This is a genomic window from Streptomyces pluripotens, from assembly GCF_000802245.2.
GTDB lineage: Bacteria > Actinomycetota > Actinomycetes > Streptomycetales > Streptomycetaceae > Streptomyces > Streptomyces pluripotens.
In genome coordinates, this window is record NZ_CP021080.1 from 828307 (window position 1) to 843643 (window position 15337).

14 protein-coding genes are annotated in these 15337 nt (G+C 69.3%); 9 read left to right on the forward strand and 5 right to left on the reverse strand.

All coding sequences use genetic code 11. From position 1 onward, the window contains the following. Positions 1 to 723: 723 nt before the first annotated feature. Both LK06_RS03530 and LK06_RS03535 read right to left on the reverse strand, forming a co-directional pair. The gene (locus LK06_RS03530) at positions 724 to 1752 is read right to left on the reverse strand and encodes an aminoglycoside phosphotransferase family protein (protein ID WP_043435625.1); all 1029 of its coding nucleotides are present in this window, start codon (positions 1750 to 1752) and stop codon (positions 724 to 726) included. A gap of 98 nt (positions 1753 to 1850) precedes the next feature. Beyond that, a complete protein-coding gene (locus LK06_RS03535; protein WP_043435628.1) occupies positions 1851 to 2393 on the reverse strand; it encodes a GNAT family N-acetyltransferase in 543 nt (180 codons plus the stop codon). Positions 2394 to 2836: 443 nt separating this feature from the next. Here LK06_RS03535 and LK06_RS03540 point away from each other — a divergent pair, with 443 nt between their 5' ends. Next, positions 2837 to 3652 carry a class I SAM-dependent methyltransferase gene (locus LK06_RS03540; protein ID WP_043435621.1) on the forward strand — a complete coding sequence of 272 codons (816 nt, stop codon included), beginning with the start codon at positions 2837 to 2839 and terminating at the stop codon, positions 3650 to 3652. Between the two features lie 216 nt (positions 3653 to 3868). Then, on the forward strand, positions 3869 to 4303 hold the full coding sequence (locus tag LK06_RS03545; protein ID WP_039654157.1) for a VOC family protein: 435 nt from the start codon (positions 3869 to 3871) through the stop codon (positions 4301 to 4303). A 318-nt stretch (positions 4304 to 4621) separates the two neighbouring features. On the opposite strand, the gene LK06_RS34195 is transcribed toward LK06_RS03545, so the two are convergent. Then, positions 4622 to 6220: an IS1634 family transposase gene (locus tag LK06_RS34195; protein WP_234367356.1), complete on the reverse strand. Its 1599-nt coding sequence runs from the start codon at positions 6218 to 6220 to the stop codon at positions 4622 to 4624. 166 nt (positions 6221 to 6386) lie between these two features. On the opposite strand from LK06_RS34195, the gene LK06_RS03555 reads away from it, so the two are divergent. Next, the gene (locus LK06_RS03555; protein ID WP_043435616.1) at positions 6387 to 7199 is read left to right on the forward strand and encodes a PhzF family phenazine biosynthesis protein; all 813 of its coding nucleotides are present in this window, start codon (positions 6387 to 6389) and stop codon (positions 7197 to 7199) included. Positions 7200 to 7257: 58 nt separating this feature from the next. On the opposite strand, the gene LK06_RS03560 is transcribed toward LK06_RS03555, so the two are convergent. Both LK06_RS03560 and LK06_RS03565 read right to left on the reverse strand, forming a co-directional pair. Continuing rightward, positions 7258 to 8058, reverse strand: a complete 801-nt coding sequence (locus LK06_RS03560) for a CPBP family intramembrane glutamic endopeptidase (RefSeq protein WP_039654159.1) — start codon at positions 8056 to 8058, stop codon at positions 7258 to 7260. Between the two features lie 258 nt (positions 8059 to 8316). Next, positions 8317 to 9834 (reverse strand): glutamate-cysteine ligase family protein, encoded by a 1518-nt coding sequence (locus LK06_RS03565; protein ID WP_039654160.1) that lies wholly within the window; start codon positions 9832 to 9834, stop codon positions 8317 to 8319. A gap of 569 nt (positions 9835 to 10403) precedes the next feature. Here LK06_RS03565 and LK06_RS03570 point away from each other — a divergent pair. The 6 genes from LK06_RS03570 to LK06_RS03595 all read left to right on the forward strand — a co-directional run bounded on the left by LK06_RS03570 (position 10404) and on the right by LK06_RS03595 (position 15270). Beyond that, positions 10404 to 10988, forward strand: a complete 585-nt coding sequence (locus tag LK06_RS03570; RefSeq protein WP_039654161.1) for a hypothetical protein — start codon at positions 10404 to 10406, stop codon at positions 10986 to 10988. 389 nt (positions 10989 to 11377) lie between these two features. Further along, on the forward strand, positions 11378 to 11584 hold the full coding sequence (locus LK06_RS03575; RefSeq protein ID WP_039654162.1) for a DUF5999 family protein: 207 nt from the start codon (positions 11378 to 11380) through the stop codon (positions 11582 to 11584). Positions 11585 to 12006: 422 nt separating this feature from the next. Beyond that, positions 12007 to 12537 (forward strand): universal stress protein, encoded by a 531-nt coding sequence (locus tag LK06_RS03580; protein ID WP_039654163.1) that lies wholly within the window; start codon positions 12007 to 12009, stop codon positions 12535 to 12537. A gap of 305 nt (positions 12538 to 12842) precedes the next feature. After that, on the forward strand, positions 12843 to 13238 hold the full coding sequence (locus tag LK06_RS03585) for a TOBE domain-containing protein (protein ID WP_039654201.1): 396 nt from the start codon (positions 12843 to 12845) through the stop codon (positions 13236 to 13238). Positions 13239 to 13591: 353 nt separating this feature from the next. After that, positions 13592 to 14413 (forward strand): molybdate ABC transporter substrate-binding protein, encoded by an 822-nt coding sequence (modA, locus tag LK06_RS03590; RefSeq protein ID WP_234367580.1) that lies wholly within the window; start codon positions 13592 to 13594, stop codon positions 14411 to 14413. Next, positions 14410 to 15270 (forward strand): ABC transporter permease, encoded by an 861-nt coding sequence (locus LK06_RS03595; RefSeq protein ID WP_039654165.1) that lies wholly within the window; start codon positions 14410 to 14412, stop codon positions 15268 to 15270. The genes modA and LK06_RS03595 overlap by 4 nt, the downstream gene beginning before the upstream one ends. The last annotated feature ends 67 nt before the right edge of the window (positions 15271 to 15337 follow it).

Genomic DNA, 15337 nt, shown 5'->3' on the forward strand with positions numbered 1-15337 from the left:
GAATCTGCCGGCAACCCATGAAGGTCCAGTTCGGCCAACGTTACCGGCTCTGTTCCACCGCCTGCCGCAGAGTGGCCTACATCGAACGCCAACATCGCAACAACGACACCGTCGAGCAGCACGAACCCCGCACATGCACCGCCTGTGAGCACCCCCTGCCACCGGACACCCCGGCCTTCGAGCACACCTGCTCAGAAAAATGCACCCGACAGGTCTCCCGCTGGGACTGGATGATCGAGCAGCACGGACTTCCCCTGCCTTCACGGACATGCGCGTTCTGCGGAACCCCGATAGAGGTCACATTCCCGTCCGATCCCCATCGCCGGTGGTGCAGCCGCCGATGCCGCACACGGGCATCCCGCGGCCATGACCCAGCAACCTTCTTCAGCCCGCTGACCTGCGAACAATGCCATAAGTCATTCCAGCGCCCCGCGAGCGGAAGGGACCGGCGGTGGTGCTCACGCAAGTGCTATCGGCTATCCCGGGGCTGGCCTGCCACACCGAAGACACACCAGTAAACGGAACGGTCACTGACTGCCTGTCTTGCGTGACCTGTGTGCGCGTCTCATCGATCATGACGAGCCCAGTGCACTCTGAGCTGGGGTACGAACGGCAGCGGAACGCGCGTTGAGTTAGGAGGTCATTTCAGACCGATTCGCCGGGCATCAGATACCGATCGCCACTGTCAGTCTCACCGACCGGATTGCAGGGTGAAGGGTTCCCCTACGGCCGTTTTAGGGGCAGTGGTTGGAGCGTGGGCCATCGGGTGAGCATGCCGTGCCTGATGGCCGCGGCGAGTTGACCCACGCCCTTGAGCTCACCACTGTCCGCAGTCATCTGGCTGACGATTCCGAGACGGTGCACGAGTCGCTGCCGAGCCGTTGCCGTGCCCCACTTCCAGTCGCGGTTCGGGATCTCGGCCAAGTGGTCGGCGGTTCCGCGGTAGGCCCGCTGGACCAGCGCGTCGCCTCGTAGCAGCCAGCCGGCGCATGCATCAGTGAGATCGTCATGTACCTCGGTGCCCGTCACGTCGCGCCACGTCGTCCGGTAGGCGGTCTCCGCTGCATGCAGCAGCGGCTGGGCCGGGGCGGTGACGCACCAGCAGGTCGGAAAGCCGATGCGCAGGTAGGCAAGCTCCACGAGCCCGTTGCCCAGCGCGGCCTGTTCGAAGTCGATGAACCGGACGCCACTGCTGGTGTGCATGTCGTTGCCGGGACAGGGGTCGCCATGCAGCAGAGCATGGCCCGGTGTGCCGAGCAGGCGGTTCACGAGGCCGTCCAGCTCGGTTCGGGTGCCGGACGGCACCGCGACGCCGAGCGTCGTGGCGAGCCCGAGGAAGGAGGCAACGTCGTCTTGGGTCGGGCCGGACCAGGCGGGGAGTAGGCCTGTATCGTCGGCGCCGGTGGCCGCGTGGAGTCGGGCCAGCGCCGAGGCGTAGTCGACTACCCAGTCCTCGCGAGGCTGCTGGTGATCCAGGTGTTCAAGAACCAGGACCCGTTCCCCCGGATCAGTACCAAGGAGCATCGGCACCACTGGCGGATCGACCCGGGACGCGAGCTTCAGCGCGGCCACCTCGCGTGCATACCTTTCGGCGGCCTCCGGACCGTCGACCAACTGCTTGACCACCACTGCTGTGCCGGACAGCTCGGTCCGCCATACCCGTGACCGCGGGCTGCTGCCCAGTCGGCGACCACGACGAGGCGCGCCAAGCTTTGCCCGCAGCTCCTCCCCGAAAGGCAGTCCTGACCTCATGGCTCCATCCTTGCACGCGCGTGAACACTGCTGGCTGTTAAGCGAGTTAGACCACGGAGGAGGCTCGCGCGGCGGCTGGATGCGAGTGTCTGGTGTCCTCATGGGGTTCCGGGACGGTTCTCTGAACGCAGCAGGCCGTAGACAAGCACATCGACGTACTTGCCGTGCTGGAAGGACCTACCACGCATGACCCCTTCCCGACTGAACCCCAGGCGTTCGAGGGCCTTCTGCTCGCTGAGGTTGCCGCCATTGGTGAGGGCTTCGATTCGGTTCGCAGTCGTGTGGTCCAACAGGTAGTCCACAAGCAGCTTCTGCGCCACCGTACCCACCCCCTTGCCACGATGCTCGGGAAGCACTCCAACGCCGATCTCGTAGGTGACACCCGACGGGAAACCGCGAGGCTTCCAGGTGGCGATGCCGATAACCGTGTCGTCCGCCCGCACGATCGCAACTGCCGCGGACTCGGCGGAGACGTACCCGTCGGTCTCCCACCGCTTGCGGCGTGCCCTCGGATCACCGAATCCGGGCCACTCGAACTCGCCGAGCGCATCGGGATCCGTGCAGAGGCGATCGAGGAAGGCGAGGTCGCCCTCGGTGAATGCCCGTAAGCGGGTCGTGTCCGCGTGGTTCGCTGGAGTCATGAAGGTCAGTATCGCCTCCAGAAGACCACCCGTCAGACGATGAGCTTTCCCGAACTCTCGCACCGGAGCGACCGCCTCGAAGGCAACCGCTGTCACGCCGGCCAGTGACCTGCGTCCCTCGACATCCTCCTGGACCCAGGCCACCTCGGAACCGACCGCACGCCCCCCTCTACCGCTCGGCGGATCCCGCCTCATGTCCGGGTGCAGGGACGCTGTCCAGTCATCCGTAACGAGGCAAGAGCCACCCCAAAGCAGGACACAGGTAACGGGGCACAGTCCGTCGGACCGATCAATCTTCGCTGAGACAAACGAGCAGGTCGTCAGTCTTCGCTGAGACGAAGACCGGTCAGTCCAGGTTGCCTGAGATCGAATCAACCTTCACTGAGACAGGTCACTAGGCTGGCGCGGTGGCTGATGAGCAGGAGCGGGTGCAACCGTCGGGAGTGTGGGCCACGGCGGTGGGGGTGGCCCGGGTGCGGGCGCTGGAGACCGAGCGGGAGAACGCACTGTTCCGCGACCCACTGGCACAGGCCTTCGCCACCGCCGGCGGCCTACGGCCCTCCTCGCCGCCGCTGCCCGATGACGAGGCCGCGCGCCGCCGCCGGCGGGCCGTGTCGTTCTCCATCGTCATCAGGACGAAGTTCCTCGACGACCTGTTGCAGCAGGCGTCCGCGTCCGGGGTCCGGCAGGTCGTGCTGCTCGGCGCAGGCATGGACAGCCGGGCCTTCCGGATGGACTGGCCCGAAGGCACCCGGCTGTTCGAGGTCGACACCGCCGCGCCACTGGCCTTCAAGGCTTCGGTGCTGCGCCAGGAGCGGGCCGTCGCACGCTGCGAGCGGATCACCGTCGCGGTGGATCTGCGTGAGGACTGGCCAGACGCGCTGGCCGCCGCAGGGCACGACCCGGCGGTGCCGACCGTGTGGATCGCCGAAGGACTGCTGATCTATCTGCCCGAGGACGCAGTGGAACTGCTGCTGGCCCGGATCAGCGCGCAGTCAGCGACAGGCAGCCGGATGGGACTGACGTTGGGCTCGCGCGGCGTGATCGAGCGTTTCGGCGCGGACGCCGGGCCAGGATCGGCGGCGTCCCTGTGGGTCTCGGAGATGCCCGACGACCCGGTGGGCTGGCTGGCCGGGCACGGCTGGGAGGCCGCCAGCCACACCCTGCGCGAGCGCGCTGTCGCCTACGGCCGCCTGATCAGCACCCCTCCGCAACACGAGGAGCGGCCCGGCGGACTGATCTCAGCGGTCCGCCGGTAGAGCGCTTCCAGGCGGTCGTTCTGTGTCAATGAAGGCTGACCGCGGGTTGGTTTGTGCCAGCGACGGCTGACCGATCGTCCCGTCTCAGGCGATCCGAACCGACCCGCCCAGTCACCTCAGGCGCTCTGGCGCTCCTCATGTCACGCGGGGCATCGACCCGCGCGCCGATGACACCCTGGGGTATCAGTGAACGGCACGCGCCACTACGGTGGACCGATGACATCGATCAAGAAGTTCCAGGTCACCTTCGACTGCGCAGAACCTGAGCGCGTCGCTCGTTTCTGGTGCGAGGTGTTGGGGTATGTCGTACCGCCTCCGCCGGAGGGGTTCACCACTTGGGACGACTTCGACCGCTCTCTACCGCCTGAGCAGCAGGGTTCAGCGTTCGCCTGCAGCGATCCCTCAGGCGCGGGCCCGCGCCTGTTCTTCCAGCGCGTTCCCGAAGGCAAGGCCGTCAAGAATCGACTGCACCTTGACGTACGGGTCGGCACCGGGCTCGTGGGTAAAGAACGCCTCGCCGCACTCGAAGCCGAGTGCGCACGACTGGTCGCACTCGGCGCGATACACGTGCGCACGCTGCTTGCCGATGACCAGAATGAGTCGTGCATCGTGATGCAGGACATCGAAGGCAACGAGTTCTGTCTCGACTGAGAGGCCGCGGTCCCTCTCCTGCTTCACCCCACAGGCACAGAAGCTCCGACCTCGCTCGGAACCGCAGCGACGGACCAGATCATCTGAGACGGGACACCGATGAGGGGAGGGTCTGTCAAACGGTCGTTTGACAGACCCGGTCATCGGGGTCACTCCGCCGAACCTCGCGAGCACGCCGCGCACACTCGCGCTGTCCGGTGCACCGGACAGCGCCGGGGCAGGGCGGTACGCCCCCCGGAAAACGTGCCAGCACCCCCGCATTGGCCTTGGGTGAGAGATCGCCGGAGCCACTAGCCCTGTACTTCGCGGGTCACCGATTCAGGTCTGTGGCCAGCGGGTTTGCGTGACTTCAGTGCCGAGGAGTTCGAGGAGGTGGAGTTGGACGCCGCGGTTGATCTGCACTATCGGCCGGTCGGTGATGGTGCCAATGCGCAGGGTGAGTTCGCCGAGGTGGTAGAGGATCATCCGGCCGGTGGGGCGAACCCGGCGGTTGTCCGGGTAGAGGCCGACCATGGTCTGCTCGGGGCCGAGCGCCCGTCTGACCTGGCGCTCGATCAGGCAGAACACCAGCAGTGCGAGGCAGATCACCTGGATCAGGGCGGCGACGCGGTGGTTGTGCTGCACGAACACCGGTGCGACGGCGAGCGGGCCCTTGAAATCCGCGTATCGGCGCTCGACCGCGCCTTGGCCCTTGTACTGGACCAGGACCTGCGCGGGGTCGGCCTTGTCGGCGGGCATGCCGGCCAGCAGCGCGTACCAGCCGTCGATGGCGGCCTCGGCGTCCAGTACCTCCTGGTCGAAGCGCCACTGAAGGCTCGGGGCGCCGGTCTCGTCCTCGGTGATGTGCCAGCGCAGGCAGGACACGACGCGGCGGCGGGCGGCGATGACCCCGACCCGGGCGGCGATCTTCTCGCGGGTCCTGTAGTGTCGCCCGCCCGCCGCACCGGCGAGCTTGTCCAGCTCCTCCTGCGCCTTGGCCAGCCGCTTGGCCCGGGCCGCCTGCTGCCCCTTGGCGTTGCCGGTGGAGTGGACCAGAATCCGTCGCACGGTCAGCACTGGGTCGCGCTTGCGCGGCCCGGTCAGGGTGTGGACGTCCTCCAGCACCCGGTAGACCTCCCGCTCCCCGGGCGGTCTGCCCGCGTCCCGCTCGGGCACCCAGTCCACAACGCGGGCCTGTTCCAGATCGAGGGCGGCGTAGACCTCGTCCTTGACCTGCGCGGCCGGGACCGGCGCGATGAACTCCACCTCGGCAGCCAGCAGGGCGGCGACGTTCGCGTAGGACACCAGTTTGGAGTCCGCGACCATCAGGAACTCCTGTTCGCCGGCCATCGCGGACAGGTCCCGCATCGCCCCGACGACCTGGCTGACCTCGGCCGTCCCGCCGCCGAACACGCGGGCGTGGACGGGGATGCCGCCGTCGGCGGACACCGCGAGCCCGGCCTGGACCTGCTTCAGGTCCACCCGCCGGTCCTTGGGGTGCCCGTAGCCGATGACCGGGTACTGCTCGTCCTGGTCCCCGACCGGGTAGGCGCCGTGGACGGACATGCTGGTCACGTCCCAGTGCAGCCTCGACACGTCGATGCCGAACTCGGCGATCGCCCGCGCGCCGACCGTGCCCGCGATCTTCTCCAGGTGCGGGGCGACCGCATCCAGAGCCCGGGCCAGGCGGTCGTCGTTGAGCAGGGCCGGCTCGATACCGAAGACCTCCTCAACCGCCCAGGTCCGAGCCCAGTCGCCGACCCGCACCAGCGGCGCGGGAGAGGTCAGCCGGTTCGCCACCATCGCCTCGATCACCTGCCCGTGGGTCAGGTGCGCGCTCGCACCACCCGGGCACAGCCCGTCGACGACCCCCGCCACATCCAGCCGGCGCAGAAACTCGGCAGCGACAGGCAGAGCGCCCAGACGCTTCTCCACCACGGACGTCACCACCACATCCAGGCGCTGACGCTCAGACCTTGGCCGCGGGGACCGGGAAGTCATCGACACACCCCACCCAACGCCACACCACCGGCCCAGGACACCCCCAGGCCCGTCACACCATACGAATCAGCGACCCGCGAAGTACGGGACTAGCGTCGGCGCCATGCGCATCCACATCGTCGACGCCTTCACCGATCGCCCCTTCGCCGGCAATCCCGCCGGAGTCCTGCTCCTGGACGACGCCTTCCCGGGCGACGACTGGATGCAGAACGTCGCCATGGAGGTCAACCACGCCGAGACTGCCTTCGCGCACCGGCTGCCCGCGGGCGGCGAGGCGGACTGGGCGCTGCGCTGGTTCACGCCCGTCGCCGAGGTCGCGATGTGTGGACACGCCACACTCGCTACGGCCCACGTCCTGCGCACCACCGGCGCCCACCGGGGTCCGGCGCGGTTCGCTACGCGCAGCGGCGTGCTCGTCGCCACGCCCGGTGCGGACGGCTCGATCACCCTCGACTTCCCGACCGCCCCGCTCACTCCCCAAGAGGTCCCCGCCGGGGTCGGCGAGGCACTCGGCGCACAACCGGCCGCTGCCTTCGACACCGGACCGAACGTCGGTGACCTGTTGGTCGAGTTGGCCGACGAGCAGACCGTCCTGGGCCTCTCCCCCGACCACAGGGCCCTCGGCACCTACTCCTCACGCGGCATCATCGCCACCGCCCGGGCCGATGACCCGTCCGGCGGCTACGACTTCGTCTCCCGCTGCTTCTTCCCCAACGTCGGCATCGACGAGGATCCGGTCACCGGCAGCGCCCACACCGCGCTCGCACCACACTGGTCCGCCCGGCTTGGCCGCGACGACCTGATCGGGCTGCAGGCGTCACGGCGTTCCGGGCTGGTCCACACCGCGCTGCGCGGTGAACGCACGCTGCTCACCGGCCGTGCGCTCACGGTCATCGAGGGCGAGCTGCACGCCTGAAACGGCCCCACCGGCAGTCCGGGAGCCCTCGTGAACGGGCGTCCCAGACCTGTCGTACTCAGGCGGTGGGCAACCAGCCCACCTTCCCCGCGAGGAGGGCGTAGCCGACGAATGCTCCGATGTCGAGCAGTGAGTGCGCGACGACCAAGGGCCCGACCCGCCCCCAGCGCCGGTAGAGCCAGACGAACACCACACCCATGACCATGTTGCCGACGAGACCGCCGATGCCCTGGTAGAGGTGGTACGAGCCGCGCAGGACCGCACTGGCCAGGAGCGCGGCCCCCGGGGCCCAGCCCAACTGGTCCAGTCTGCGCAGCAGATAGCCGACGACGATGACCTCTTCGAGGATCGCGTTCTGCACCGCCGCGAGGATCAGCACGGGGTACTTCCACCACACGTCCGGCAGAGCCTCGGGCACCACAGTGAGGTTGAAGCCGAGGCCACGAGCGGCCAAGTAGAAGGCGATTCCGGTGCTGCCGATCACCGCGGCGATGCCCGCCCCCCGACCCAGGTCGGGCCACGGCCGAGTACGGTCGAAGCCGATCGTGCGCAGACTCGCCCCCTCGCGCAACAGCAGGTGGGCGACCAGGGCGACGGGAACCAGGGCGCTGGCGATACCGAAGAGCTGCCAGGCGAGGTCGAGCCAGGGGCGGCCGGGTGCGGCCGAGGCGTTCATGGTGGCCGCCTGGTCCTTGAGGCCGCCCGGCCTGGTGACCGAGCCGATGAAGCTGATCAGCGCGGACACTCCACTCGCCCCCAGCGAGAGGGCGAGGACCAGCAGGGTCTCGTCCCGCAAGATCCGCCGCGGGTCCCATCCCCGTGCCGGGGAACCGGCCACCGAGTCAGCCTCCACCTGCATCCCTGCCTCCAGCCGGCTCATGGGCCACGGGCCCCTCTCGCCTCGCAAGGATCGCAGAAGAACATGTGCGCACCACGCACCGGGCCACGTGCGGACAGGCTGAACGCCTGCTTCGCCAGTCGGTACCGGGGCCGCCGGGCACGCGTCGCGATGCCGGCCCGGGTCGGCGCGGGGCGGCGGAGCCCGCGCCACTGAGCCCGGCACCGCTCGGCCGCGTACACCCCGCTCGCGGTGCGGGCTCACGCGGGGCCCCGGCGCTCAGCCCAGCGGCACCGACTCCGGCAGCCCCACCGGCCACGTGTGCACCGGCTCACCGGTGTGCATCAGCTCGGCGTAGCGCTGCGTCGTCGCCGCCAGGGCCGCCCCGCGAGTGAGGCCCTGCTCCAGCAGGCGGTGGAAGGTGGCTGCCTGCCAGGCTGCACCATTGACCCGCCGTCGGCAGCGTTCCTCGATGACACCCAGATAGAGGTCCCGGTCTGCGGGCTCCACGCCCCAGGCGTCCAGCCCAGCCCTGGCTAGCGGCAGCAACTCGTCGCGGACCAGGGTGACCGCATCGACCTCGCCCGTGCCGCCGTAACGTCCCCGGCGGGGCCAGACGAAGCTCGCCTCGATGCCGTACCGGCACGCGGCATCGAAGTTGGCCTCGGCCGCGGAGAAGGGCAGCCTGGTCCACACCGGCCGGGACTCCTCGGCGAGGGCGCGGATGAGACCGTAGTAGAAGGCCGCGTTGGCGATCACGTCCGTGATGGTCGGTCCGGCCGGCAGTACCCGGTTCTCCACCCGGAGGTGCGGGACACCGTCCGCGATCCCGTAGACGGGCCGGTTCCAGCGGTAGATCGTGCCATTGTGCAGCACCAGTTCGGCGAGCCGCGGGGTGCCACCCCCGTCGAGGACGTCCAGTGGTTCCTCGTCGTCGCAGATCGGCAGCAGGGCGGGGAAGTAGCGCAGGTTCTCCTCGAATAGTTCACGCGCGGAGGAGATCCAGCGCTCGCCGAACCAGGTGCGCGGCCGCACCCCTTGTGTCTGGAGCTCGGGCGGACGGGTGTCGGTGGACTGCAGGAACAACGGCGGCCGGGACTCCCGCCACAGCTCGTGACCGAAGAGGAACGGGGAGTTGGCGCCTACGGCGATCTGCGCGGCGGACGCCACCTGCGCGGCGTTCCAGACGTCGGCGAACCGGGCCGGGGTCACCTGCAGGTGCAGTTGCACGGAGGTGCAGGCCGCCTCGGGGACGATCGACTTCGAGGTGCAGATCAGGTGCTCCACGCCCTCGATGTCGAGCCGGAAGTCCTCCCCGCGCGCAGCCACGATCTGGTTGTTGAGCAGGGTGTACCGGTCGGCCTCGGAGAGGTTGGCGGAGACCAGGTCGTTACGGTCGAGCGTGGGCAGGATGCCGATCATGACGATTCCCGCGTCCACCTCGCCGGCCTTGCGGTCGGCATAGGCGAGCGAGGTGCGCAGTTCCTCGGCGAGACGGTCGAACACCCGGCCGCCCAGCCGGTGCGGGGCTATGTTGACTTCCAGGTTGAACATGGCGAGTTCCGTCTGGAAATCGCGGCTCGCGATGCGTTCAAGTACCTGCCCGTTCAACATTTTCGGCATGCCGTCGGGCCCGGCGAGATTCAGTTCGATCTCCACCCCCATGAGGTTCTTGGGGCGATCGAATCGCTTCTCCGCCAACAGGCGCTCCAGCCCCGTCAGGCACTTCTGGAGCTTTTCGCGGTAGCGCAGGCGATCGGACAGGTCGAACTGCCCTGCCACGACCTTCTCCCCCATCGAAGTGTCCCTCCTCGGATGGGCGGGCCGCCGATCGGGCCGCCGGGCTCCCGGGTCAGGTGGGATGATGCCCAGGGAATGCGATCGATAACGTCCCACGCGGACCAGACGTTCGCTAATCTGTTGGAATGTTCCCCGCGGCACATTCACGAGGCATGTCGTACCCGTACCTCCGGATGCCCCTGCACCCCTCGTGAAAAACGCCGACGACATTCGGCCGACCGCTTCCGGCACATATGGTGAGGTCAGCGACGACCAAGCGGTCCGAAAATCGGGATGAGTCCCGCAAATCGATGCCCCATTTGCGCCTTGCGCGGCTCGCGGCAACGAGATAGGCGAATCAACGGCCGAACAAACGTCATATAAACTTCGCCCACAAGGCAGAAGGTTGGCGCCCTCGGCCCTGGTTCCTGCCATGCTCCTGTCGCCACCACGACAGGCGACAGGCCGAGCCGCACCCTTGTTCACTGACCTCGGGCCCCAACCCCTCAGGCCTTCCGTGAGCAGACAGCGCCGTCCGCCCCAACCCTCCTCGCGCCGTCGCGCCTGTCGAATGAGAGGCGACCCACATGCCGCTGCACGTGCCCCCTGCACCCGCGCCTGCCCTACGCTCCGTCCTGACCGCCCTCGGTTCCCCTACTGCGGTCCGCGAGGCCCGCACCCCTTCTCTGCGCTCCGCACAAGGCCCGGTGACACCTGAACTCCCCCTGCCCGTCCACGTGCTGGACCGGATCACCGCACCGGGACTGTCCGCGACCCGGCTGGCCGGCTGGCGCTTCCTGATCCGCTGCGGGGACCGGGCAGTGGCTGCGGCCGACACCATGCTCACCGCCGACGGTTGGACCTTCTCCCACTTCTTCGAGGGTCCCTACGTCACCTCCACGGAGCGCGCGCTGCAACAGGCCGAGGCGCTGCAACAGCCCTACCAGGCACGGCTGCTGTCCGTTCCCGGCCTGTACATGCTCACCTTGTGGCTGCACGGCGACTGCGCCACCGACGGCACCGAGGGCCACCCGGCCGCCACCGATCTGCTCGTCCCGCTGGCCCCGGCACCGCCCGGCATCTCAACACACCGTCCCTTCCGGGTCACCGAGTTGCTCCCGGTGCTGACCCACCGGGCAACTCCCGTCCGACTGCTCGGTTCACCTGCCTGAACAACGTCCGCGCGCCCCGCCGCCCGCAAGGGAAGCAGGGCGCGCCCGTTTATTCGGTCGGCATATGTCGACCACATCGGAGACGTAGCACTACCGGAAAGCGAGCACCCGACACCGACCGGCACTGCGCTCGTACGAGCAATTCCCCGCTCCTAAGAGCCGCAATGCAATCCGTACCACTCGGACTAGCCCTATCCGGTCACTGCGAACCACCCGAAAAGACAGTGCAGTTGGATTGAACCGTACGCGCGGGTGATGCGTCCTGAACCTGTGAGAAGCGGTGCCGCGAAATCCCTGCGGAATGGCGCCCCAAGGGCAACACTGGGTTCCGACCGACTTACCGCCACGGGGGGAGAGACATGACCACGACAGAGCGAAAGATCCCGCCCATGTGCCAGCATCAGCCGCCGTGCCCACCAGCCGAGTCCGCCGACCGGGAGTCCGCGCGTCTCGTGGCGCACCACCCGGAGCAGGGGTGGAGCCTGCTGTGCAACGGCGTCCTGCTCTTCGAGGACACCGGCGAGCTCCTCCCCGACGGTCGGATCATCGCTCCGCACCGTCCGCTCGGTGCGGAGCTGGTGATGACCGCCGCCTGAGCGCCGCACAACCGACCTGAGGGGCCGGTGCGCACCCGTCGGGTGCGCACCGGCCCCGATGCGTGTCCCGGTCCGGCTACCGAGCGTAGCCGGACCTCACCCCAGCGCCTGGAGGGCGTCCGCACCTCGCGGCTCAGCCTTCGGGAGGCCGACGACAAGGCCGCGGCGGGCGCGCCCGAGCAGAGGGCAGGAGCGGGTACGTGGCGGGCGCGGGCCGTGTCACGAGCGCCGACACCGGCCCGGGAGCCTCCGGGCGGCTCGGGGGGCTCGGCTGGTGGCGGCTCCCTCGGGAATCCGACGGAAACGGTCAGAGCGCGTCCCGCCGGCTGGTCGGATCGCCCGCACGGGCGTGGGATGGATAGGAGGGTTGCCGCGGACTGGTCCGCGGAAGCCGCGCGTGGCCCATGAGGAACGGTGGAGTGATGTCCGGTTACGACGCCTCGGCGACCGCTCGGGTGGTGGTCGGCGTGAGCGGTTCCCTGGGCAGTGTCACGGCCCTGCTGCGGGCCACCGCGTTGGCCCGCCACCTGGGAGCCGAGCTTTGGCCGGTGCTGGCCTGGGAACCGCCGGGCGGCGATCCCGCCGGGCGGCGATCCCCCGCCACCGGTCCACTGGTCGAAGAGTGGCAACGGCTGGCCAGACAGCGGCTGGCCTTCGTGCTCGGCGAGATCTTCGGAGCCGGGGGCCCCGGGGTGCCGATGCAGGCCGTCATCGTGCGCGGCCCGCCGGGCCGGGCACTGGTGGCGACCGCCGACCGGGAGGACGACCTCCTGGTCGTCGGCGCGGGACGACGGGGCCTGCAACGTGCCTTCTCGGGCCGAGTCTCCCGGCACTGCCTGGCCCACGCCGTCTGTCCGGTCCTGGCGGTGCCCCCCTCCCCGTTGGAGTCCGAACTGCTGGCCGTGCACCGGCGCAACGCCTGGCACCTACGGATGGACACGCGGGGCTTGTAGCCGCAGTGGGGAAGAGTGGCACGGAGGGAGGGGGCGACGGGGGGAGAAACAGGGGGACGACCGTACGAGCGAGGGCGTGGGACGGAGCGACACTCCGGCAGTACCGGAGCCGGCCCCGCACCGGGTCCACAGCCTGCACCCCGGCTGGCGGCATCACCCTCCCCGGCCAACAAGCGGCGAAAGGCCGTATGGCCAAACCCAAGGCCCCCTCGCGGGGCGGCCGTCGCAGATGCGCTCCATCGCATTGCGCCCAACGGTCAGCCCCACGTCCGCGTTTCCCGCACGGTGGCCCTATCGTGACCGGCATGCAGTCCTACACGATCGGTCAGGCAGCGCGGCTGCTCGGCGTGAGCCCGGACACCGCGCGCCGCTGGGCCGACGCCGGCCGGGTGACCACCCACCGCGACGAGGCCGGGCGGCGTCTCATCGACGGCAGGGACCTCGCCGCCTTCTCGGTCGAACTGGCGAAGGCGGGTGGCGGCGAGGAGGACGCCCCCTACACCTCCGTGCGCAACGCCTTCCCCGGCATCGTCACCGCGATCAAGCTCGGCGACGTGGCCGCCCAGGTGGAGATCCAGGCGGGTCCGCACCGGCTGGTCTCCCTACTGACCCGGGAAGCGGTCGAGGAACTGGGCCTGGAGGTCGGTATGGAGGCCACCGCGCGCGTGAAGTCCACCAACGTGCACATCGATCGCGTCTGACCCACTCCCCGCACCGTCCGTCACCGGCGCAGCAGCACCTCCGGCGCCCGACACCAGTCGGCGCCGTCTCCGCCGTACCGCCCGCTCCGTGCCCGCCCCCCTGCCTCGCTCCGGCGGGGCGCGACCGCCCGGCACCTGCCAGTCGGCAGCCGTGCCCTTCCCCCGATGGCACCGTCCTCGCCCGGGACCCCGTAGAAACGCACATGCAAGCTACATGCGTGAGAGCAGTGGCTCATGCAATGTGACAGGGGACTTACACCTTGCAGATGCGGCAGTATTATCGCCCCAGGGGGGGTGCCCGGCCGGTCAGGGCGCCAGCGTCCTCCCGCAGAGCCCGAGGGAGTAGATCCGTGTTGATCCGTTCCATGCGCCGGACCCGGCGGATGCTGCAGCTGACGGGTGCGGGGTCCGCCCTCCTGATGGCACTCGGCGCCTGCTCCTCGTCCGCCGGCTCCTCCGGCACTGCGGGGAAGCCGGAGGAGCCGGCGTCCGCGCGGCTGTCCGGTACGGTCACGGTGTTCGCGGCGGCCTCCCTCACGGAGAGCTTCACGGCCCTGGGCAAGGAGTTCGAGAAACAGCACCCGGGCACCCGGGTGAGCCTCGACTTCGCGGGCAGCGACACCCTTGCCGCGAACATCACCAGCGGTGCCCCGGCGGACGTGTTCGCCGCGGCCAGCCCCCGGACCATGGCGATGGTGACGGGCAAGAAGGACACGATCGGCACCCCGGTCACCTTCGTACGCAACCAACTGGAGATCGCCACTGTGCCGGGCAACCCGCACGGGGTGTCCTCCTTGAAGGACCTCACCAGGTCCGGTCTGAAGGTGGTCCTGTGCGACAAGACCGTGCCCTGCGGCGCGGCCGCACAGAAGGCCCTCGACGCGAGCGGGCTCAAGCTCACCCCGGTCTCCTACGAGCAGGACGTCAAGGGAGCTCTGACCAAGGTGGAACTGAAGGAAGCCGATGCGGCGGTGGTGTACCGGACCGATGTGAAGGCCGCCGGTGACGGGGTGGAGGGCGTGGAGTTCGCCGAGTCGTCGAAGGCGATCAACGACTACCCCATCGCCCTGCTGAAGAACGCCCAGAACACTCGGGCCGCCAAGGCCTTCATCACCCTGGTGCGGTCCGCCGAGGGCCGGAAGATCCTCAACCAGTCCGGATTCCTCACGCCATGACCACCCTTCACGAGCCCGGTGCCGCGGCCGGCCCCCGCACAGGTCGAACGCGACGCGGCCGCGGTGCCCCGGAAGGCCGGCGCGGAGCACCGTTTCCGCTGCTGGTGCCGGGTCTGCTGGCCCTGGCGTTCCTGCTGTTGCCCCTGCTGGCACTGCTGGTCCGTGCGCCGTGGCGCAGCCTTCCGCACCTGCTGACCAGCCCGGAGGTGTGGCAGGCACTCCAGCTGTCGCTGGTCAGTGCCACCGCGGCAACCGCCGTGAGCATCGCATTGGGCGTGCCACTGGCCTGGCTGCTGGCGCGCACCGATTTCCCCGGCCGCGGCCTGGTACGGGCCTTGGTGACCCTGCCCCTGGTCCTGCCTCCGGTCGTCGGGGGGGTGGCTCTGCTGCTGGCCCTGGGCCGCAACGGCATCATCGGGCGGTGGCTCGACGCCTGGTTCGGGATCACCCTGCCGTTCACCACCACCGCAGTGGTGATCGCGGAGGCGTTCGTCGCGATGCCGTTCCTGGTCATCAGTGTCGAAGGCACTCTGCGGGCCGCCGATCCGCGCTACGAGGAGGCGGCGACCACGCTCGGTGCGTCCCGCTTCACCGCGTTCCGCCGGGTCACGTTGCCGATGATCGCACCCGGCATCGCGGCGGGCGCAGTACTGGCCTGGGCCCGTGCGCTCGGCGAGTTCGGCGCGACCATCACCTTCGCCGGCAACTTCCCCGGGCGTACCCGGACCATGCCCCTCGCGGTCTATCTCGCCCTGCAGAACGACCCCGAGGCCGCCGTCTCGCTCAGTCTGGTGCTGCTGGTCGTTTCCATCGCGGTGCTGGCGGGGCTGCGGGACCGCTGGATGACGGGAGCGTGACCGTGCCGGAAGCATCGAAGCCGGTGAAACCGACGGATGCCCTCCGCCCGACCGGCGCCGCCACTTC

What these genes read in the sequence shown, in the direction of transcription:
- LK06_RS03530 (WP_043435625.1), bottom strand. Translation starts at nt 1,752, where the DNA reads ATGAGGTCAGGACTGCCTTTCGGGGAGGAGCTGCGGGCAAAGCTTGGC.
- LK06_RS03535 (WP_043435628.1), bottom strand. Translation starts at nt 2,393, where the DNA reads ATGACTCCAGCGAACCACGCGGACACGACCCGCTTACGGGCATTCACC.
- LK06_RS03545 (WP_039654157.1), top strand. Translation starts at nt 3,869, where the DNA reads ATGACATCGATCAAGAAGTTCCAGGTCACCTTCGACTGCGCAGAACCT.
- LK06_RS03555 (WP_043435616.1), top strand. Translation starts at nt 6,387, where the DNA reads ATGCGCATCCACATCGTCGACGCCTTCACCGATCGCCCCTTCGCCGGC.
- LK06_RS03560 (WP_039654159.1), bottom strand. Translation starts at nt 8,058, where the DNA reads ATGCAGGTGGAGGCTGACTCGGTGGCCGGTTCCCCGGCACGGGGATGG.
- LK06_RS03565 (WP_039654160.1), bottom strand. Translation starts at nt 9,834, where the DNA reads ATGGGGGAGAAGGTCGTGGCAGGGCAGTTCGACCTGTCCGATCGCCTG.
- LK06_RS03570 (WP_039654161.1), top strand. Translation starts at nt 10,404, where the DNA reads ATGCCGCTGCACGTGCCCCCTGCACCCGCGCCTGCCCTACGCTCCGTC.
- LK06_RS03575 (WP_039654162.1), top strand. Translation starts at nt 11,378, where the DNA reads ATGTGCCAGCATCAGCCGCCGTGCCCACCAGCCGAGTCCGCCGACCGG.
- LK06_RS03580 (WP_039654163.1), top strand. Translation starts at nt 12,007, where the DNA reads ATGTCCGGTTACGACGCCTCGGCGACCGCTCGGGTGGTGGTCGGCGTG.
- LK06_RS03585 (WP_039654201.1), top strand. Translation starts at nt 12,843, where the DNA reads ATGCAGTCCTACACGATCGGTCAGGCAGCGCGGCTGCTCGGCGTGAGC.
- LK06_RS03595 (WP_039654165.1), top strand. Translation starts at nt 14,410, where the DNA reads ATGACCACCCTTCACGAGCCCGGTGCCGCGGCCGGCCCCCGCACAGGT.